Below are 16,146 nucleotides of genomic sequence, written 5' to 3'. Positions count from 1 at the left end.
AAAGGAGGAGAAGAAATCATGCTCAATAAGTTTGTGTAAATGGATAATGTATTCTAATATCGCTATATGGGAACAACAAAGACCGAAGGTTTCGAATCACGCATCACTGAGATGGCAGATATACTCAAGGCACTGGGGCATCCTGCTAGACTGGCCATCATGGAGTATCTAGCTAAGAGTCCTTCATGCATTTGTAATGATATCGTCGGGGAGTTGCCGCTGGCACAGCCTACGATCTCTCGACACTTGTCAGAGTTGAAAAGGGTGGGGTTGATCAAAGGGAGCATTGAGGGAAAGAATATTTGCTACTGTATCGATGAGCAGACGTGGATGCGTGTCAAGGGAGCTTTGGCAGAGATATCAGAGATATTGACTGTAAATAAAAATTGCTGTTAAATTTTTTTGTTTAACCCTATTCTAATATTGCAATATAAAAAGCTATAAATATGAAACTATCAGAAATGAAATTAGCATTGAAGGGACTGGATCAAGTCGTATTCAAATTGCCAAACGGTGAGATAGTGCCAGAGCACTTTCATGTGACAGAAGTAGGAGGGATTCATAAGAAATTCATTGACTGTGGAGGGACGATTAGAGAAGAGCAGGTGGTCAACTTCCAACTGTGGCATGCTGACGACCATGACCACAGGTTGAGCGCTTCTAAACTCGTGAATATTATATCCTTGTCAGAGGAGAAGCTAGGAATAGAAGACTGGGAGATAGAGGTAGAGTATCAGTCAGATAGCATCGGTAAGTATGGCCTGAGCGTAGTAGATGGCGAATTTGTCCTCACGACCAAGCAAACCGCTTGCCTTGCAGAGGATGCATGTGGTATTCCTGCCCAAAAGCCGAGGATAAAAATGTCAACACTACAATCAGAAAACGAAAACAGCTGCGCTCCTGGATCAGGATGTTGCTAATATTATTCAAATCATGAATCAACAAAAAACGAACAATTGGTATCCTGCCCTAGCCAAAGCTGTTGAACAAATAGATCAACGGTCTGTGTCTGAGGAGAGGAGAGAGGTTTTGCAGGTACTCATCGATTATATCCAGAAGAAAGTGGATGAGGGACAGCCCATTCATCTCAATTTCATCTGTACGCACAATTCACGTAGGAGCCAGTTTTCACAGGTTTGGGCACAGACAGCGGCAGACCGCTATGGGGTTTCGGCACACTGCTACTCTGGTGGAGTAGAGGTGACGGCATTTAACGAGCGTGCGGTGGCCTCTATCGAACGCAGTGGTTTTCAGGTGAGTTCGGTGGGAGAGGGAAATCCCAAATACACCATCACGCACTCGGAAAGCGGAAACCAAATATTGGCTTTCTCAAAACTGTTTGACGACCCTGTCAATACTGCGGATCAGTTCGCGGCGATCATGACCTGCTCACATGCGGATGACAACTGTCCTTTCATCCCTGGTACAGAGCAGCGAATCCCCGTACGCTATGAAGACCCTAAGGCTTTCGATGACACGCCTAAGGAAGTAGAGATGTACGATGAGCGATCGCATCAGATTGCTTCAGAGATGTTTTATGTTTTCTCTCAAATAAAATCATGACCATGGGGAGTTCAAAAAAATTAAGTTTTCTCGATCAGCATCTGACATGGTGGATATTTTTGGCCATGGCTGTGGGGGTTTCTATAGGATATTTGGTGCCATCCACAGCTGGTTTTATCAATTCGTTTAGTCATGGATCGACCAATGTACCCATCGCGATAGGGCTGATTTTGATGATGTATCCACCGCTGGCCAAGGTCAATTATAGGCTACTCCCAGCGGTATTTAAGAACGTCAAAGTGCTATCCGTATCGCTGTTGCTCAACTGGATTATTGGTCCTGTATTGATGTTTGTATTGGCCATCTTGTTTTTGAGTGACTACCCTGAGTATATGGTAGGACTGATTCTAATCGGACTGGCCAGATGCATCGCGATGGTGCTCGTCTGGAATGATCTGGCAGAAGGCAGTACCGAGTATGGTGCGGGTTTGGTAGCCCTCAATAGTGTTTTTCAGGTGTTCGGTTATAGCTTTTATGCATGGTTGTTTATCACTGTGCTGCCACCGTATTTTGGGTTTGAGGGAGCCATCGTTGACATATCCATAGGGACTATTGCTGAGAGTGTGGCATTGTATCTGGGCTTGCCCTTTTTGATGGGGATTTTGAGTCGAGTGATTTTGGTTAGGGTCAAAGGAGAAGACTGGTACAACAACCGTTTTATCCCAGCGATTTCGCCGATGACACTGATTGCGCTTTTGTTTACCATCGTGGTGATGTTTTCGCTCAAGGGAGAATTGATCGTAGAGATCCCGATGGATGTGGTGCGGATAGCGATTCCTTTGTTGGTTTATTTCTTTATCATGTTCTTGATTGGGTTTTTCATCAGCAAAGCAGTCGGAGCGGACTACAGTCAGAATGCCTCCATTGCTTTCACAGCTGCGGGCAACAACTTCGAATTGGCCATTGCAGTAGCTATCGCCGTGTTTGGTTTGAACTCCGGACAAGCCTTTGCTGGCGTGATTGGGCCTTTGGTAGAGGTGCCTGCGCTGATACTGCTGGTACGTGTGGCGTTTTGGCTCAAAGCCAAGTATTATGGACAACCTCGCACATCATAACATCATAAAAGGCGAGTCGACCGACTCGCCTTTTACAAGCAATGGATAAACATGACAGAGCACGGAGGATTCTTCGCTGCTCAGGCGAGCGACTACTCCTCGTTGTTATTTCCTTTTTTTGGTGGATCTGGATCTAGCGGGTACTTCTACCTCCATGATGATTTGGTCTATCTGGGTATTGAGTGCCGCGATACCCGCGATGTTGGCCATCTCTAGCCCATTGAGCAAGTGGCAGAGCGTGGTGAGTGGACTTGCAACAAAAAAGTGGACAAATAGCTAAGCTTACCTGAGCCTGAAGGTAAGCTTACCAGAGCCCCAACCTAAGCTTACTACAGGGTGGAACTAAGCTTACCTTGACCCTGAGGTAAGGCAACATGGAAGCCGAACTAAGCTTAGTTTGGATAGATCAGGTCTCACCTCACCTCCCAACCCAAAATATAGCACCCACCTCATAGCGTTTTGTGCTATTCGAAGGGGGCCGCTCGGTCACATGTCCTAATGCGACTGAAAACTTTAGAGGCATTTGAAATACCCAGAAGAAGCGATCGCAGTGCAATTGTGATCGAGCTGAACGTCAGGAGTAAATCCCGTCACACTTCACTGAATAGCCCCCTGTATCTAGGTATATATAGGCTGTACTTTGATCTTAGAGATCCGCTTGCTTGTATCTATCAGGGCTAAGGGGTATTCTTGGGGATATCAATGACTGTCGTAGTGTTGATACCAATACTATATACGCAATTGCGTATAGTGAAATGTTAGCAACAAGGAAAAACCAAAATATTTATGAGTGATTTTTTTTCGTGTTTTGATTGGGATTCATTTTTGATGAACTCATTTGTAAGTTTTATTTTCTTAATAATTAGTATCTTAATATCCATATTAGCAATACCTCATTTCACTTTAAAACTACTGAAGAAAAAAAGAAAGAAATTTATAACGACCAAAATATCCTATATTATTCAAGAGTTTTGTGGATTTATTGAAAAATCCCCTTTTAAAGATAAGGAACTAACTTCTGAACAATTATCTATTTACACCACAAAAAAAGACTTAAAAAATCATAAGTTTATTGGAATAATAGACCTAAACTTATTCATAGAAATAACTCATTTAAAAATAAGGAAATTGATTTTAAGCAAGTTTCAAAATCTAAATCCTGATGAGAAATTTGACTTAGTTACTTTAGAGAAAAAAAGATTGGACAATCTTAACACTAAATTAGAGACAATAATAGGTTTTCATTCTTTAGATATTGACCAGGAAATAATATCTGACGTAAGCCAACTTTGCGTTGAAATAAGAGCTTTTGAAATAAAATACAAATACAATAATTCGATAGATGATTTAATCGAACAAGGAATTGCCGAAAGGACTGGTGTATTTGGAACTATTGAAATATCAAATATTTATAAATTAATACTTGAATTATTTACTAAGCTTTTATCCCTAAAAATAATTGACGTAGAAATCGAAAAGAAAGAATAACCTAGTTGCTAACACGGTATAAAAAACATAGGTCATTTGTGCTAAACCGAAAGTTCTGTGAATATTAACAAAGTCCGCTAAATATAAAATTTGGCATTTATAGTAGAAAAGATAAAAGCAAAATATTTATATTTAGCTAAGTAATAAACCGAAACGCAAGTGCTTATCACCTGCCCTACGTTTCTTATACTAACCGTTACCTTCTTGAACGACCAAGCCTTGAGGTAGAAACCGGCAGGTAACATGGCGGAGAGATGCATGTGCGAACTGTACCCGCTCGGTCACATGTCCTAATGCGACTGAAAACTTTAGAGGCATTTGAAATGCCCAGAAAAAGCGATCGCAGTGCAATTGTGATCGAGCTGAATTGGTGTTCCGTCAGGTTTTTGGGGCAAGTAGGTATCAACCTAGGATTGTTGTTTGATCACTAGACTATCACTATCTTCGAAGTGTGCAGCTATCTCTATCCTGTGGGCGATTCGCCCTATTGAGAGCTGTCACTACGTAGAAAAATAAAGAACAGTATAAAGACATAGCAGATATATAAGTGCATGGTGTGCTTTATATGGTTGTTAGCTGTAACTTGATTAAAACAATGGTAAACCGACTTAAACAATTAATTCATTTTTTTAAGCGAGGTTCTGAAAAGTTAATTAATAATATAATTCTTTCGATGACCCTTGGTTTTATCATTGGTGTTTTTGTATTTAACAATACTGAACACGAGTGGGAGTATGTGAAAAAACAACTAATTCCAACTGGCGAAAATGTAATAGAGAGGCATACTTATAGAAAAATTTATTTTTATAATTATAAACCTGCATTTGTTATGTTCACGATTTCCTCTGCATTGTTTTTCCTTTATTACAACCGTTCTCTAAACTCGATAAAGATTGAGAAAAAAAACAAATTCGATGAGTGAAATATACAGCCAACATCCTGTGATCAAATCATGTGTATGTAGTGCTATTCCAAGGTTTTCTGCATTCTGGCAGCCTCGCCAATTCGCAGAACTGGCTATTTAGTAGACGATACTTTATCTTTATCAAACGCGGCTTGATTCATAGCTCTCCCAAGTTATTTAATTGATTAATTATTAGTAAAATAATTAATCAATTACTACTGTACATGACAAAGGGTTTGATACCGTGGCTTTAGTTGTAATTGAAACACCCCATGAAACCAGAACTAACACTTAATGAAGTCAATGATTATATCAAGCACCTTAAGAGTTTCATATATGACATATCAATATGTATTTCAAATATTGAGCAAATCATTAAATCACAAAATGAAGGCTTATTGCTAAAGCCAATTGAAGGATTTATTGGTCACTATGTATATCTATCATATTCTAACTGTGTTATTAATTGCTATAAAATATTTAAGAAGGGTGAAAGCTGGAGTATTCTCAAGCTATGCAACAAAATAGAAAATTCTGACTTCAATAAGGAATTAAGAGAACTTATAGAATCTAATGAAAAAACGACTGATAGTGGTGGTTCCATTAAATCGAAAGCAGAATTCATCCAAATAGTTTCAGTAATTAGAGCCTATATAGATGAACAATCAGCTATTTTAGAAAAAGTCAACAACAGACGATTAAAATTTTATGCTCATTCGGATAAAGACGCCAGCGATTTTCAACCGGAAACTTTAAGTGATCTTAAGGTTGTCAAGGATCTTGCAATTGCAGTATTTCATAAAATAAACGAAGGCTTGACCGGTGTTCATTTCATGTTCGAAATAAACATTGCTTCCATAGATTCTGTTCTGGAAGATCGAAAGCTTGTAGATGAATACTGGCAGAAAATTGGATCCAAAACTTAAGAACAAAGTAGATGAGGTTCTCTTTATGATTCGTATTGCAGAAAGAATACCCAGTAAATTCTTCAGGCATATGACAGGAACAGATGGTCTATTTGAAATACGCATTGAATATCGTAGTAACATCTACAGGGTATTTTGCTGTTTTGATAATGGGAATCTGGTAGTGCTTTTCAACGGTTTTCAAAAGAAGTCCCAAAAGACTCCAAAGAAAGAGATTGAAAGAGCATTGAGAATAAAAGAAGAATACTTTGACCTTAAAAACAAATCAAAATGAACGAACACATAACATCATTCGACGATCATTTAACTGAACAATACGGTGAAATCGGAACAGCTGAACGGGTTAATTTTGAAATCAAAGCAAAAGCCTTTGCCATTGGAGAGATAATCAGAGATGCGCGTAAAGAGGCGCATTTAACTCAGGAACAACTAGCGGAACGAACAGGCACGAAGAAAAGCTTCATTTCTAGAATAGAAAATGGGCATAGCGACATTCAGCTTTCTACGCTATACAGGCTAATGGAAGTTGGTTTAGGTAAACGAGTTAATCTGACAATCGGCTAAAAAGACGGATCACAACATGCTGTAATGAAATCATGCTTGACCCATCTCTATCTCCGCTCAGTCGCATGTCCTAATTCGACTGAAAACTTTAGAGGCATTTGAAATGCCCAGAAGAAGCGATCGCAGTGCAATTGCGATCGAACTGAAATCAGCTCCTCGTTCGTCTTGTCACTTTTGATCTATTACCCTATTTTACTTTCTTAATTACAGTTCAAAGCATACTTCATCTCCGGTTGTTAGACGTAATGGCAAAAGACTGTACAAACATTAACGGGAAGAAATATTTGATAAAATAAATGCTTGCAGAAATTTTAAAAAAGTCATTTGAAAGATACTTCAATGCACCTATTGAAGTATGGAAAGAATTTGCTGACTTATGCGAATCAATTCATTTTGCAAAGGACGAAATAATTAAACATCAACATAAAGCAGAAAAGTATTTTTATTTTATAATTAAAGGGAGTGCAGGGATTTTTTTGTGGAAAGAAAACAATTTTGTTTGTCTTGACTTTGCATTTGATAACAATTTTTGTGGGGACTATATGTCTCTGTTAACTCAAAAACCCACAGAATTGGAAGTAGTAGCCCTTGAAAAATCTGAAATGGTTAGAATTTCAAGGAATGATTTTTACATGTTAAGTCAGAAATCGGTTGGGCAGGTCATAATGCAGAAGTCGGCAGAGTCTTCTTTTGTTGAAAAACAGCAACAGCAAATTGAGCTGTTAACTAAAACAGCTGAAGAGCGATATCGGATTTTACAAACCAAATTCCCGAACATTCATCAGCGAATTGCACAAAAGCACATTGCATCATATCTTGGGATTACACCGCAAAGTTTGAGTAGAATAAGAAATCCAGCAGGTTGATTTTTTACCATATGGTAACGGCTTTCAAACAGACAGTTTTGACCTTTGCATCTTAACAATATTAAAAATGAAAAGATGCGTGGAATTTTGATTCTTACCTTAACAGTTATGGCAAATTACACATTTGCACAAACTAATTTAGACAAGAAACCAGTTGAACGAAAAGGCTTTGTAATTGGCTTAGGACTTGGTGCAGGTGCATTATCACTCAATACAAACGACACTACCGAGATAGCGTTTTCTACGACTTTACCAAACATAAAAGTGGGGTATATGCTCAATAATCGACTAGCCTTACTGGCTCTGCTGCCAGGAGCCAACTACAAATACAATGGTAAGGACAGAGGATTTGAAGGGGTAATAATCGCAGGACAATATTGGCTAAAAGAAAATTGGTGGGTATTGGGTGGTGCAGGTTTGACATTTGATGCTCCTGCATTTTACACAGTTAAAGATCCTAAAACAGCAGGTTTTTACACTGGGTTTCCAGCATTTACGTTTGCAACAGGTTATGAAATTTGGCACAAGGGGCGTTTTGCGTTGGACTTGCAATACAGAATATTTCTTGGGAAATCTAATCTTTCTAATAATGGACAAAGAGAAGGAGTTTCAAGTATGTTCATCATTGGATTCAATTGGTATTAATATGATAACTTTTTCTCAATACGGTCTAATAATTATTCTATCATTTTTTTTAGTTCTACATGTCTGCATTTTAACTAAAATGATTCCGTACAAAAATGTTTGGGGTGGACGACTAAATTCCGATAAGGAAATGTATCAGTTTGAAATTGTATCCATTTTAATCAATCTATTTTTTCTGTTTATTATATTAGTTCAATCCGAATTCTTGTCCATTCACTTTCCAAAAAGTATGATGACAATCTTGTTGTGGATTATGACGGTTCTATTTCTTTTTAATACTTATGGTAATATTATTTCAAAAAGCAAAATAGAGCTATGGGTGTTTACTCCTATCACCATTATTCTCGCTGTATTTTCACTAATTCTAGCTTTGACAATTTGATAGAAAATAGTGCAAATCCGAGTGGAAAACGGAGGCCATCACGTACCTGAACACGAAATTGAATCTCGATATCAACTTGGATTCCAGAACCTCAACGAATATTGGAAGTATTTTGACGAATTGTACTTGTTCGAAACGAGTGCCTTCAAGCAAGAGGTTTGGCCAGCACTAACTTTTACTTATCCATATTAATGCTCCTCTATTGGCAAGTTGAAAAAAAATCCCATCAGCCCGAGGGATTTTGAAATCACTAGCGTCTATACCAAAGAGGCGAGAAAAATTCATTTCGACTCATAATGAAAAAGAATTTGTTTTATCAAAATCACAACTATGATTAATATAAAAGAGCGTATTCTTCTGCATGTCACAAAAGCCATGCTATTCGTGTTGAGTTTATCCTTTTTGGCTGCATGTAATAGCGAAGAGGGGATATCTACTGATGAAGAAGAAAAAGAGGTCGTAATAGTACTAGACGATACGGAATTTGAAGCCACGGACTGGACTACAGAAACGCACAGCAAAGATGCCGATCCTAATTTTGCCGAAGTGTTTGAAGACAATGCCGTAAAGAGGCTTGATATCGTAATTTCAGAATCTCGCTGGGAAAGCATGCTAGATGATATGACCAACATGTACGGCACTTTTGGTAGGGGTAGAGGTTCATTTTCTAGCGACGATGAAGATCCTATTTTCGTTCCAGCAGAGGTTTTTTATGAAGGGATTGAGTGGTATAGAGTGGGGGTGCGTTTTAAAGGAAACTCCAGTTTGGCTTCCTCATGGGCCAGCGGCATTTTGAAACTTTCTTTCAAATTGGATTTTGATGAGTTTGAGGATGACTACCCACAGATCGACAATCAACGCTTTTATGGATTCAAGAAACTGAGCCTTAAAAACAATTACAATGACGACTCGATGCTTCGTGAGAAGGTATCGAGTGAGGTGTTTAGAGATGCGGGTTTGGTGGTTTCGCATACGGCGTTTTATACCGTTTATGTAGATCATGGTGATGGGCCTACCTATTTTGGGTTGTACACCTTGGTAGAGGAAGTAGACGATACGGTTTTGGATGAGCAGTTTTCAGACAATGACGGCAACTTGTACAAGCCAGATGGCGATGCGGCTAGTTTCGCATTGGGCACATACGATGAAGATGAGTATGTAAAGAAGACGAATGAGGATGACGCAGATTTCACGGATGTAGGAAGCTTGCTGACCATCCTTCATGACGCTACGCGCACGAGCGATGCGGCTGCATGGAGAGCTGATCTAGAAGCAGTTTTTGACACAGATGTGTTTTTGAAATACCTAGCGGTAAATACGGTAATCCAAAACTGGGATACCTATGGCAGAATGACCCACAACTATTACCTATACAACAATCCCGATACGGAAAAGTTGACATGGATACCGTGGGACAACAATGAAGCCTTGCAACAAGGTAATATGGGAGGTTCTTTGGCACTGAATTTTTCAGATTTAAGTACTTCCTCATGGCCACTGATTGGCTATCTCTACCAAGATGATGTTTATAAGGCGAAGTATGATGCCTATGTACAAGAGGTTGTAGACGGTCCTTTCAGTGTGAGTACCATCCAGGCTACTTATTCAAAATATTCCACTTTGGTAGAGGAATATGCGACCTCCGAGCTCGATGGATATACTTTTCTAAATTCTAGTTCAAGTTTTCAGTCTGCAATTAGCGAACTGAATGCACATGTGGTGCAGCGCAACTCAGCTGTGGACAGTTATTTGGATTAATAAATTTTTGTTTGAATGCTAGAGTAGGGGCTGAAACGCGGGAATTCTTTAGCCCCTTTTTTGTGATTGGAGTTGATCTACTTGCTCGACCTGATCATTGATGTACTGAGTAGCGCCTTTTGAACTAACCGCTTTGGTTTAAAGTGAGAGTAGGTGGTTTCATATTTTCTGATGTTGGTTTAGATTACTGAGATATACAAGTATGTTTCATAAGGGTGTGCATACTTGATTGTTCGCAACAATTAAAAACAATTAGCCTATTCTGAAACTTTATCACCCCATTCTGCAATAGACTCAATTATTGGAATTAAAGTCTTCCCAAAATCAGTTAAAGTATATTCTACTTTCAATGGCGGTTTTTTATTGTATACTTTCCGAATGACTAGTCCATCTTCTTCTAATGCCTTTAATTGTAGACTTAACGTACGCTCAGTTACTGTAGGCATCGTTTTCCTCAATTCATTATACCTCAACTTACCTGACATTAAATGGTATAGAATTACGGTTTTCCATTTACCGCCTATTATACCCATCGTAAGACTCGCACAACAAGGGTATTCTTTCCCTTTAAATTGTATTACTTTCTTTTCTTGCCCCTCCATTATTTCATACTATCATTTGTGACCGTTATTGTAAAGGTAGTAAACTATAATTAATATTGTTGCTATAATAATTATAGTAACAAAAAGAGTCATGAAAACACCCAGCATACAAAAAGAAGAGATTTTAAATGCATATCAATTTCGTCACGCTTGCAAAGAATTTGATTCGACTAAAAAAATAACTGATGAAAACATCAAATTTATTTTAGAAACAGCACACCTGTCCCCTAGTTCGTTCGGTTTTGAACCTTGGCACTTTATTGTTGTGCAAGATAAAGAGTTAAGAGAGTTACTTAAACCTGTAGCATGGGGCGCTCCATTAAAATTAGATACAGCAAGTCATTTCGTATTGGGCTTAAGCATGAAAGCTCCCTTGACACATCACAAATCTGACTACATAAAACACATGTTGGAAGAGGTAAAGAAAATGCCTGAAGATGTAATTGAAGTTTACAGCAAATTTTATCGCGAATTTCAAGAAAGTGATTTTAAGCTTGATGACGATAAAAAATTATTCGATTGGGCATCTAAGCAAACATATATTGCCTTGGCAAACATGATGTCTTCTGCCGCTTTAGTTGGTATTGATTCATGTCCTATTGAAGGGTTCCACCAAGAAAAAGCAGAGAAAGTGTTACAAGAAAAATTTGATGTAGACACTACCAAATACGGTCTATCATTCATGGTTGCATTTGGATACAGAAAAGAAGACCCTATTCACGCAAAATCAAGAAGAGCGTTTGACGATATCATAACTTGGAAATAATAATAGTATGAAAAACTTAACCCACACATTCCTTTTCGCTTGCTTATTAGTTTCATGTTCTACTCCAACAGAAGAAACCAACAGCACTATAACCAATCATAAAATTGTGTTGAGTTCAGATATTAAATGGGAAAAACTCAATCCAGCACGTGGAGACAAAAGCCCACAAGCAGGCACGATATGGGGAGATAGAAAAGGCGAAGTTGCAACTGGTTTTCTGGCAAAATTTGTTGATGGATTTTCGTCGCCTCCACACATCCATAATGTTACATACAGAGCAATTGTTCTTAAAGGCTTAATTCATAATGATGACCCTGAGGCAAAAACTATGTGGATGAAACCTGGGTCTTTTTGGACTCAACCAAAAGGTGAATCGCACATTACATCAGCCAAAGGAGGCGAAACTATTGCTTATGTTGAAATAGACCAAGGCCCTTACCTTGTTGAACCAATTAACGAAGCTTTTGACAATGGAGAACGACCAATCAACATTGATGTTTCTAACTTAGTTTGGTTAGGCTTTGACCAAACCAATTGGATTGAACAAAACACCAATGCAGAGCTCTGTTATTTATGGGGAAGTCAGAATGACGATAATTTAAAAGGCCTATTTATAAAATTACCAAGCGGTTTTAAAGGCAATCTTAGAAGCAATGGAGACATATTCCATAGTGTAGTTGTACAAGGAAAACTAGGTTATTCTACTACTACAAATAGTATTCTTGATGTCGGCAGTTATTTTAGTTCTACAAGTGCCGCTAATCATAGCATTGCTAATGACAGCAATAAGGAAACAGTACTCTATATAAGAACAAACGGGTCAATTAAAATCCAATAAGCCATGAAGACAATTGTAATAACTGGAAGCACCGATGGTATAGGAAAACTTGCTGCTACTCAACTTGCTTCAGAAGGACACCAAGTAATACTACACGGTCGAAACCCTGAAAAATTAAACGCTGTCAAAAAAGAAATCATCAACACCACTGGCAACCAAAACATACTGGCTTTTAATGCTGACCTATCAAATCTAAACGAGGTAAACGATTTGGCAAAAGATATTAGCCAAACAAGCTCTTCGATTGATGTATTAATTAATAATGCTGGAGTATTTAAAAGTAACAGACCTACAAACAAAGAAGGATTAGACTTACGTTTTGTGGTCAATTATCTAGCTCCTGTAGCATTTACAAATATGCTAATGCCTTTGCTCACTAAAGGCGACTCTCGAATAATAAACTTAAGCTCAGCTGCGCAAGCTCCGGTGTCAATTAGTGCCTTGTGTGGAACAGAAACCATCGACTCACAAAATTCATATGCTCAGAGTAAACTTGCTCTTACTATGTGGAGTTTTTATCTAGCAGCAAAACATCCTTCAATAACTACAATTGCTGTTAACCCAGGCTCTTTATTAAATACGAAAATGGTGCAAGAAGCATATGGCCAATATTGGAACTCCGCTGATAAAGGAGCTTCTATCCTGTGTCAATTAGCTATTAAAGAAAAGCACCTCACAGACTCAGGAAAGTACTTTGACAATGACAAAGGAAGTTTTTCTACTGCTCACCCTGATGCTTATAATCAAGAAAAAATAAATCACTTGATTTCTGAAACAAACAAAATATTAAAAGTATGACAACCATTAACGCTCTGACAAAAGCTCGTGCACTCACCTTACCTTCTCGCGAAGCATCACTTCAACGTGATATATCAGTCTCTCATTTTTGGAATAACAATAGAAATTTACTCGAAAATGCATGGGCAGAATGGGAAATCGAAAACAAAGACAATTTATTAGTTCCAGACGAAACACTCCTTGCACCAAACTTGCGACAAGCTGTTAACGAAGCATGGAAAAACCCGGAAAAAGAAAATGCTGTTGCTGATTTATGGGAAGAAATCATTCCGAATGTTTATTCTGCACAGTTTTTTGACCCTGAACGACTAGCGGATTTCCGTAATTATTTAGAAGCTGTAGTAAACTCACAAATCCCTAAACGTGCACCTTATGGTATTCAATTAAATCGTTATGGAATGATGCTTGATCCTCGATCAGAAGGGTTTCTTGCGGCACCTAATTTTCAGAATTTTTACCATGATATAATGAACCGCTACATGCGACCGATTGCGCGTTTATTATTAGGGACTTATGGGTATGATAGCCAAACATTTGGTTTTTCTATTCAGTACAACCCCGACAAGGATAAAGATTTAAAACCACACACAGATGCTTCTGCAGCCACTTTAAATATCAATATTAACTTACCCGATGAAGAGTTTACAGGCTCACAAGTTGATTTTCACGACAATACTACAGGACTAACTGTGCAAACGACTTTTGGATCAGGTAAAGCAATTATTCACACAGGGAATGTTCCCCACGCTACGCATCCAATAATTAGTGGGCAACGCAGTAACTTAGTAGTATGGTTATATGGAGACCGTATGCAAATTCCACGAGGAGGTTCAAGTAGCTATGGTATTTTTAATGATTCTTCCACATCTATTGATGCACGAGAAAACGTTACTGCTCATCAACGATGGAGTATTCCCAACAATCCTAAAGACAATTCTGCACCATTCTAATACAATTATATATTCATCGTGTATTTAGAAAGTAATAAAAAATAGTTGCCAATCTATACAGGCACTGATTCTTTCTGCATGGCAAAGTTCCCTCCTCCGTCGGGATGACACAATGGAGCGTATGCATTTAACTTAACGACATGGGGTGCGAGTTTGCAGCTCGTACCTCCACGTCTGATACAATCTATCTCAAACATTCTCTGTGGAGTGGTTAGACACAAGCTGCAAATTTGCAGCGCGGTGACTATGCGATTGATGACATCAAAAAGGCGGGTCAACCGACCCGCCTTTCACAAACAATTAATTTCCTAGCTAAAGCCTTAGAACGATGCTGGACCTCCTACAGAGATGCTGGCATTGTCATAGCTCAATGAGTAGAATATCGCATCTGGGTCAGATGATAGAGGGAGTGTAGTACCCCCGCCGTAGGCTCTTCTGACAGATAGTCCATAGCGGTTCATGTCTCCAAAGTTAAACTCTTCTAACCCTGCTCTGTCTACGAACAGTGAAGCAGGGACAGAGACATTCTGCCATCCATTTTCATCCGGAGCAAACCCCATGTCTAGCAATTCTTTCATCGTAGCGTTGTATTCATAATAGTCGCTAGAGAATCTAAATCTAAATCCAACGACCATTTGTCCGTCATCTTCATCGCCTGTATAGCCCTCTGGTAGGTCACCTACATTCATTTGGATGTTGAAATAGATGTCTTCGGGTAGTGCTGTCCCAAAGAAGTCAGAGAAAGTCCCTACCTCTTGTTCGGCTGTACCCACATAGCAGATGTAGCTGCCTGAGTACTCCGTGCTGCTGTATCCTTCCATGTGGAAGAAAGTCCCGTCGATGGCTGATGGTAGTGCGTCCGCCACGTCTGCTACGTTCGTGACATCATCACTGCGACCAAATGCTGTAGACTCTTCGGTATCTGGACTACCCGAAAAGGCCAACTCCACATCATCATTGTCAAACGTCATTCGGTATTTTTCGTCGATCATTTTGATGACGTAGAATGCATTTTGCTCCGTAGAGGTAGTGGCAGTTCCGCCTTCGTTGACGATAGTGAGCGAGCTGAGTCCTAGAGCGGAGCCTTCGCCCACGGTGATTGTTGCAGTGGTTTCGGTGGTGCCGACTACCGTTGCATCGATCTCACCAATTTTGACAGAGGAGATAGTCGCCATATCTGTACCTGTGATGATTACAGTCTCTCCCGCCTGAGCAGACATAGGGCTAATATCTGAAATGACGGCAGCTCCTACGATGATGACATTGAAGTCACCAGCGCTTTCTGCTACGCCACCTTCAGTGGTTACTCTGATTTTGCCTGTCACGGCATCTTCGGGAACAGTCGCTACGATCTCAGTAGAGGTATTGGATACGATGGCCGCATTGGCTCCACCGAATGCAACCGTCAGCGCTTCGTCTAGGTCCGTACCTGTGATCGTGATGTCGTCACCAGGCTCTCCACTCTCTGCACTGACAGCAGTAATGGTAGGAATGGGTGCCGATTTGCCTCCTTCATCTTCGCTACAGGAGATCAAAACTGTCGTGAATAGCAGAATGGCTCCCGCCACCCATGTGCTTTTGAGGTGTACTCTTTTAGATAAGTTTTTATACATAGTATATACATTTAGTTTTCTAAGCTCATAGTTAGATGGATTCAAAAAACTAAAAATCCAGAAATGGGGGTGTAATCGTACAAATGCGGTTCAATGACCTATTTGAGGAGGGTGAGCGCTTTAAACCTGCCAAAGGAGAGATTCTTAGTACCGAACTCAGGTTGTTTGCACTGATCAGAATAGGTGTCAGAGATAGTGATCGACTTGCTGGTATTTTGGGTTATTCGGTCAATACCATCTACACTTATAAGAATCGGATCAAGAATCAATCGTTGATCCCTAACAATGAGTTTGAAGCGGAGGTGATGAAAATTCAATCTAATTAGAGCTTGATTCCTTTTTCTGTCGCGTATTTAGGGGTTAGTGATTTAAGGTCGTAATTCGGTCATGTAGGGTATTTCATTTTCTCTAAACCTAAGCTGTTTTTA

The 16,146-nt window shown here is 39.3% G+C and carries 19 protein-coding genes; 16 read left to right on the top strand and 3 right to left on the bottom strand.

Annotation, left to right across the window (positions count from 1 at the left end; all coding sequences use genetic code 11):
• Window positions 1–66 precede the first annotated feature (66 nt).
• From BUB99_RS10400 to BUB99_RS10340, 11 genes are all read left to right on the top strand, one after another.
• Window positions 67–396, top strand: a complete 330-nt coding sequence (locus BUB99_RS10400; protein WP_073122223.1) for an ArsR/SmtB family transcription factor — start codon at window positions 67–69, stop codon at window positions 394–396.
• Window positions 397–446: 50 nt separating this feature from the next.
• Window positions 447–920: a DUF6428 family protein gene (locus tag BUB99_RS10395; RefSeq protein ID WP_073122220.1), complete on the top strand. Its 474-nt coding sequence runs from the start codon at window positions 447–449 to the stop codon at window positions 918–920.
• A 13-nt stretch (window positions 921–933) separates the two neighbouring features.
• Window positions 934–1,563 (top strand): low molecular weight phosphatase family protein, encoded by a 630-nt coding sequence (locus BUB99_RS10390; RefSeq protein WP_073122216.1) that lies wholly within the window; start codon window positions 934–936, stop codon window positions 1,561–1,563.
• A 2-nt stretch (window positions 1,564–1,565) separates the two neighbouring features.
• The gene (arsB, locus tag BUB99_RS10385) at window positions 1,566–2,618 is read left to right on the top strand and encodes an ACR3 family arsenite efflux transporter (protein ID WP_073122548.1); all 1,053 of its coding nucleotides are present in this window, start codon (window positions 1,566–1,568) and stop codon (window positions 2,616–2,618) included.
• A 786-nt stretch (window positions 2,619–3,404) separates the two neighbouring features.
• A complete protein-coding gene (locus tag BUB99_RS10380; RefSeq protein WP_139280968.1) occupies window positions 3,405–4,106 on the top strand; it encodes a hypothetical protein in 702 nt (233 codons plus the stop codon).
• Between the two features lie 1,176 nt (window positions 4,107–5,282).
• Window positions 5,283–5,936, top strand: a complete 654-nt coding sequence (locus BUB99_RS10370; protein WP_073122211.1) for a hypothetical protein — start codon at window positions 5,283–5,285, stop codon at window positions 5,934–5,936.
• Window positions 5,902–6,210 (top strand): type II toxin-antitoxin system RelE/ParE family toxin, encoded by a 309-nt coding sequence (locus BUB99_RS10365; protein WP_073122209.1) that lies wholly within the window; start codon window positions 5,902–5,904, stop codon window positions 6,208–6,210. The genes BUB99_RS10370 and BUB99_RS10365 overlap by 35 nt, the downstream gene beginning before the upstream one ends.
• Window positions 6,207–6,500 (top strand): helix-turn-helix domain-containing protein, encoded by a 294-nt coding sequence (locus BUB99_RS10360; RefSeq protein WP_073122207.1) that lies wholly within the window; start codon window positions 6,207–6,209, stop codon window positions 6,498–6,500. The genes BUB99_RS10365 and BUB99_RS10360 overlap by 4 nt, the downstream gene beginning before the upstream one ends.
• Before the next feature lie 296 nt (window positions 6,501–6,796).
• Window positions 6,797–7,366 carry a Crp/Fnr family transcriptional regulator gene (locus tag BUB99_RS10355; RefSeq protein WP_073122205.1) on the top strand — a complete coding sequence of 190 codons (570 nt, stop codon included), beginning with the start codon at window positions 6,797–6,799 and terminating at the stop codon, window positions 7,364–7,366.
• Window positions 7,367–7,441: 75 nt separating this feature from the next.
• Window positions 7,442–8,011 (top strand): hypothetical protein, encoded by a 570-nt coding sequence (locus tag BUB99_RS10350; RefSeq protein ID WP_073122203.1) that lies wholly within the window; start codon window positions 7,442–7,444, stop codon window positions 8,009–8,011.
• Between the two features lie 712 nt (window positions 8,012–8,723).
• Entirely contained in the window at window positions 8,724–10,151 is a 1,428-nt protein-coding gene (locus BUB99_RS10340; protein ID WP_073122202.1) for a CotH kinase family protein, read from the top strand.
• A 257-nt stretch (window positions 10,152–10,408) separates the two neighbouring features.
• Here the strand turns inward: BUB99_RS10340 and BUB99_RS10335 are convergent, their stop codons facing one another.
• Window positions 10,409–10,753, bottom strand: coding sequence for a winged helix-turn-helix transcriptional regulator (locus BUB99_RS10335; RefSeq protein ID WP_073122201.1), 345 nt, complete (start codon window positions 10,751–10,753; stop codon window positions 10,409–10,411).
• Window positions 10,754–10,844: 91 nt separating this feature from the next.
• On the opposite strand from BUB99_RS10335, the gene BUB99_RS10330 reads away from it, so the two are divergent.
• From BUB99_RS10330 to BUB99_RS10315, 4 genes are read left to right on the top strand one after another with little or no spacing between them, the layout of a single operon-like run.
• Window positions 10,845–11,519 carry an NAD(P)H-dependent oxidoreductase gene (locus BUB99_RS10330; RefSeq protein ID WP_073122200.1) on the top strand — a complete coding sequence of 225 codons (675 nt, stop codon included), beginning with the start codon at window positions 10,845–10,847 and terminating at the stop codon, window positions 11,517–11,519.
• A 7-nt stretch (window positions 11,520–11,526) separates the two neighbouring features.
• Window positions 11,527–12,357, top strand: coding sequence for a DUF4437 domain-containing protein (locus tag BUB99_RS10325; protein WP_073122199.1), 831 nt, complete (start codon window positions 11,527–11,529; stop codon window positions 12,355–12,357).
• A 3-nt stretch (window positions 12,358–12,360) separates the two neighbouring features.
• Entirely contained in the window at window positions 12,361–13,155 is a 795-nt protein-coding gene (locus tag BUB99_RS10320) for an SDR family NAD(P)-dependent oxidoreductase (RefSeq protein WP_073122198.1), read from the top strand.
• Window positions 13,152–14,105 carry a 2OG-Fe(II) oxygenase gene (locus BUB99_RS10315; RefSeq protein ID WP_073122196.1) on the top strand — a complete coding sequence of 318 codons (954 nt, stop codon included), beginning with the start codon at window positions 13,152–13,154 and terminating at the stop codon, window positions 14,103–14,105. The genes BUB99_RS10320 and BUB99_RS10315 overlap by 4 nt, the downstream gene beginning before the upstream one ends.
• A gap of 53 nt (window positions 14,106–14,158) precedes the next feature.
• Here the strand turns inward: BUB99_RS10315 and BUB99_RS20380 are convergent, their stop codons facing one another.
• Window positions 14,159–14,302, bottom strand: coding sequence for a hypothetical protein (locus BUB99_RS20380; protein ID WP_170863777.1), 144 nt, complete (start codon window positions 14,300–14,302; stop codon window positions 14,159–14,161).
• A gap of 123 nt (window positions 14,303–14,425) precedes the next feature.
• Complete coding sequence (locus BUB99_RS10310) at window positions 14,426–15,718, bottom strand: IPT/TIG domain-containing protein (protein ID WP_139280967.1); 1,293 nt, start codon at window positions 15,716–15,718, stop codon at window positions 14,426–14,428.
• Window positions 15,719–15,801: 83 nt separating this feature from the next.
• Here BUB99_RS10310 and BUB99_RS10305 point away from each other — a divergent pair, with 83 nt between their 5' ends.
• Window positions 15,802–16,044, top strand: a complete 243-nt coding sequence (locus BUB99_RS10305; RefSeq protein WP_073122192.1) for a DUF6377 domain-containing protein — start codon at window positions 15,802–15,804, stop codon at window positions 16,042–16,044.
• Window positions 16,045–16,146 lie beyond the last annotated feature (102 nt).

This window comes from Reichenbachiella agariperforans, from assembly GCF_900142205.1.
In the GTDB taxonomy this organism is placed as follows: Bacteria; Bacteroidota; Bacteroidia; order Cytophagales; family Cyclobacteriaceae; genus Reichenbachiella; species Reichenbachiella agariperforans.
The sequence above is the reverse complement of the archived record's forward strand: the minus strand, read 5'-3'. Positions and strand labels throughout refer to the sequence as shown.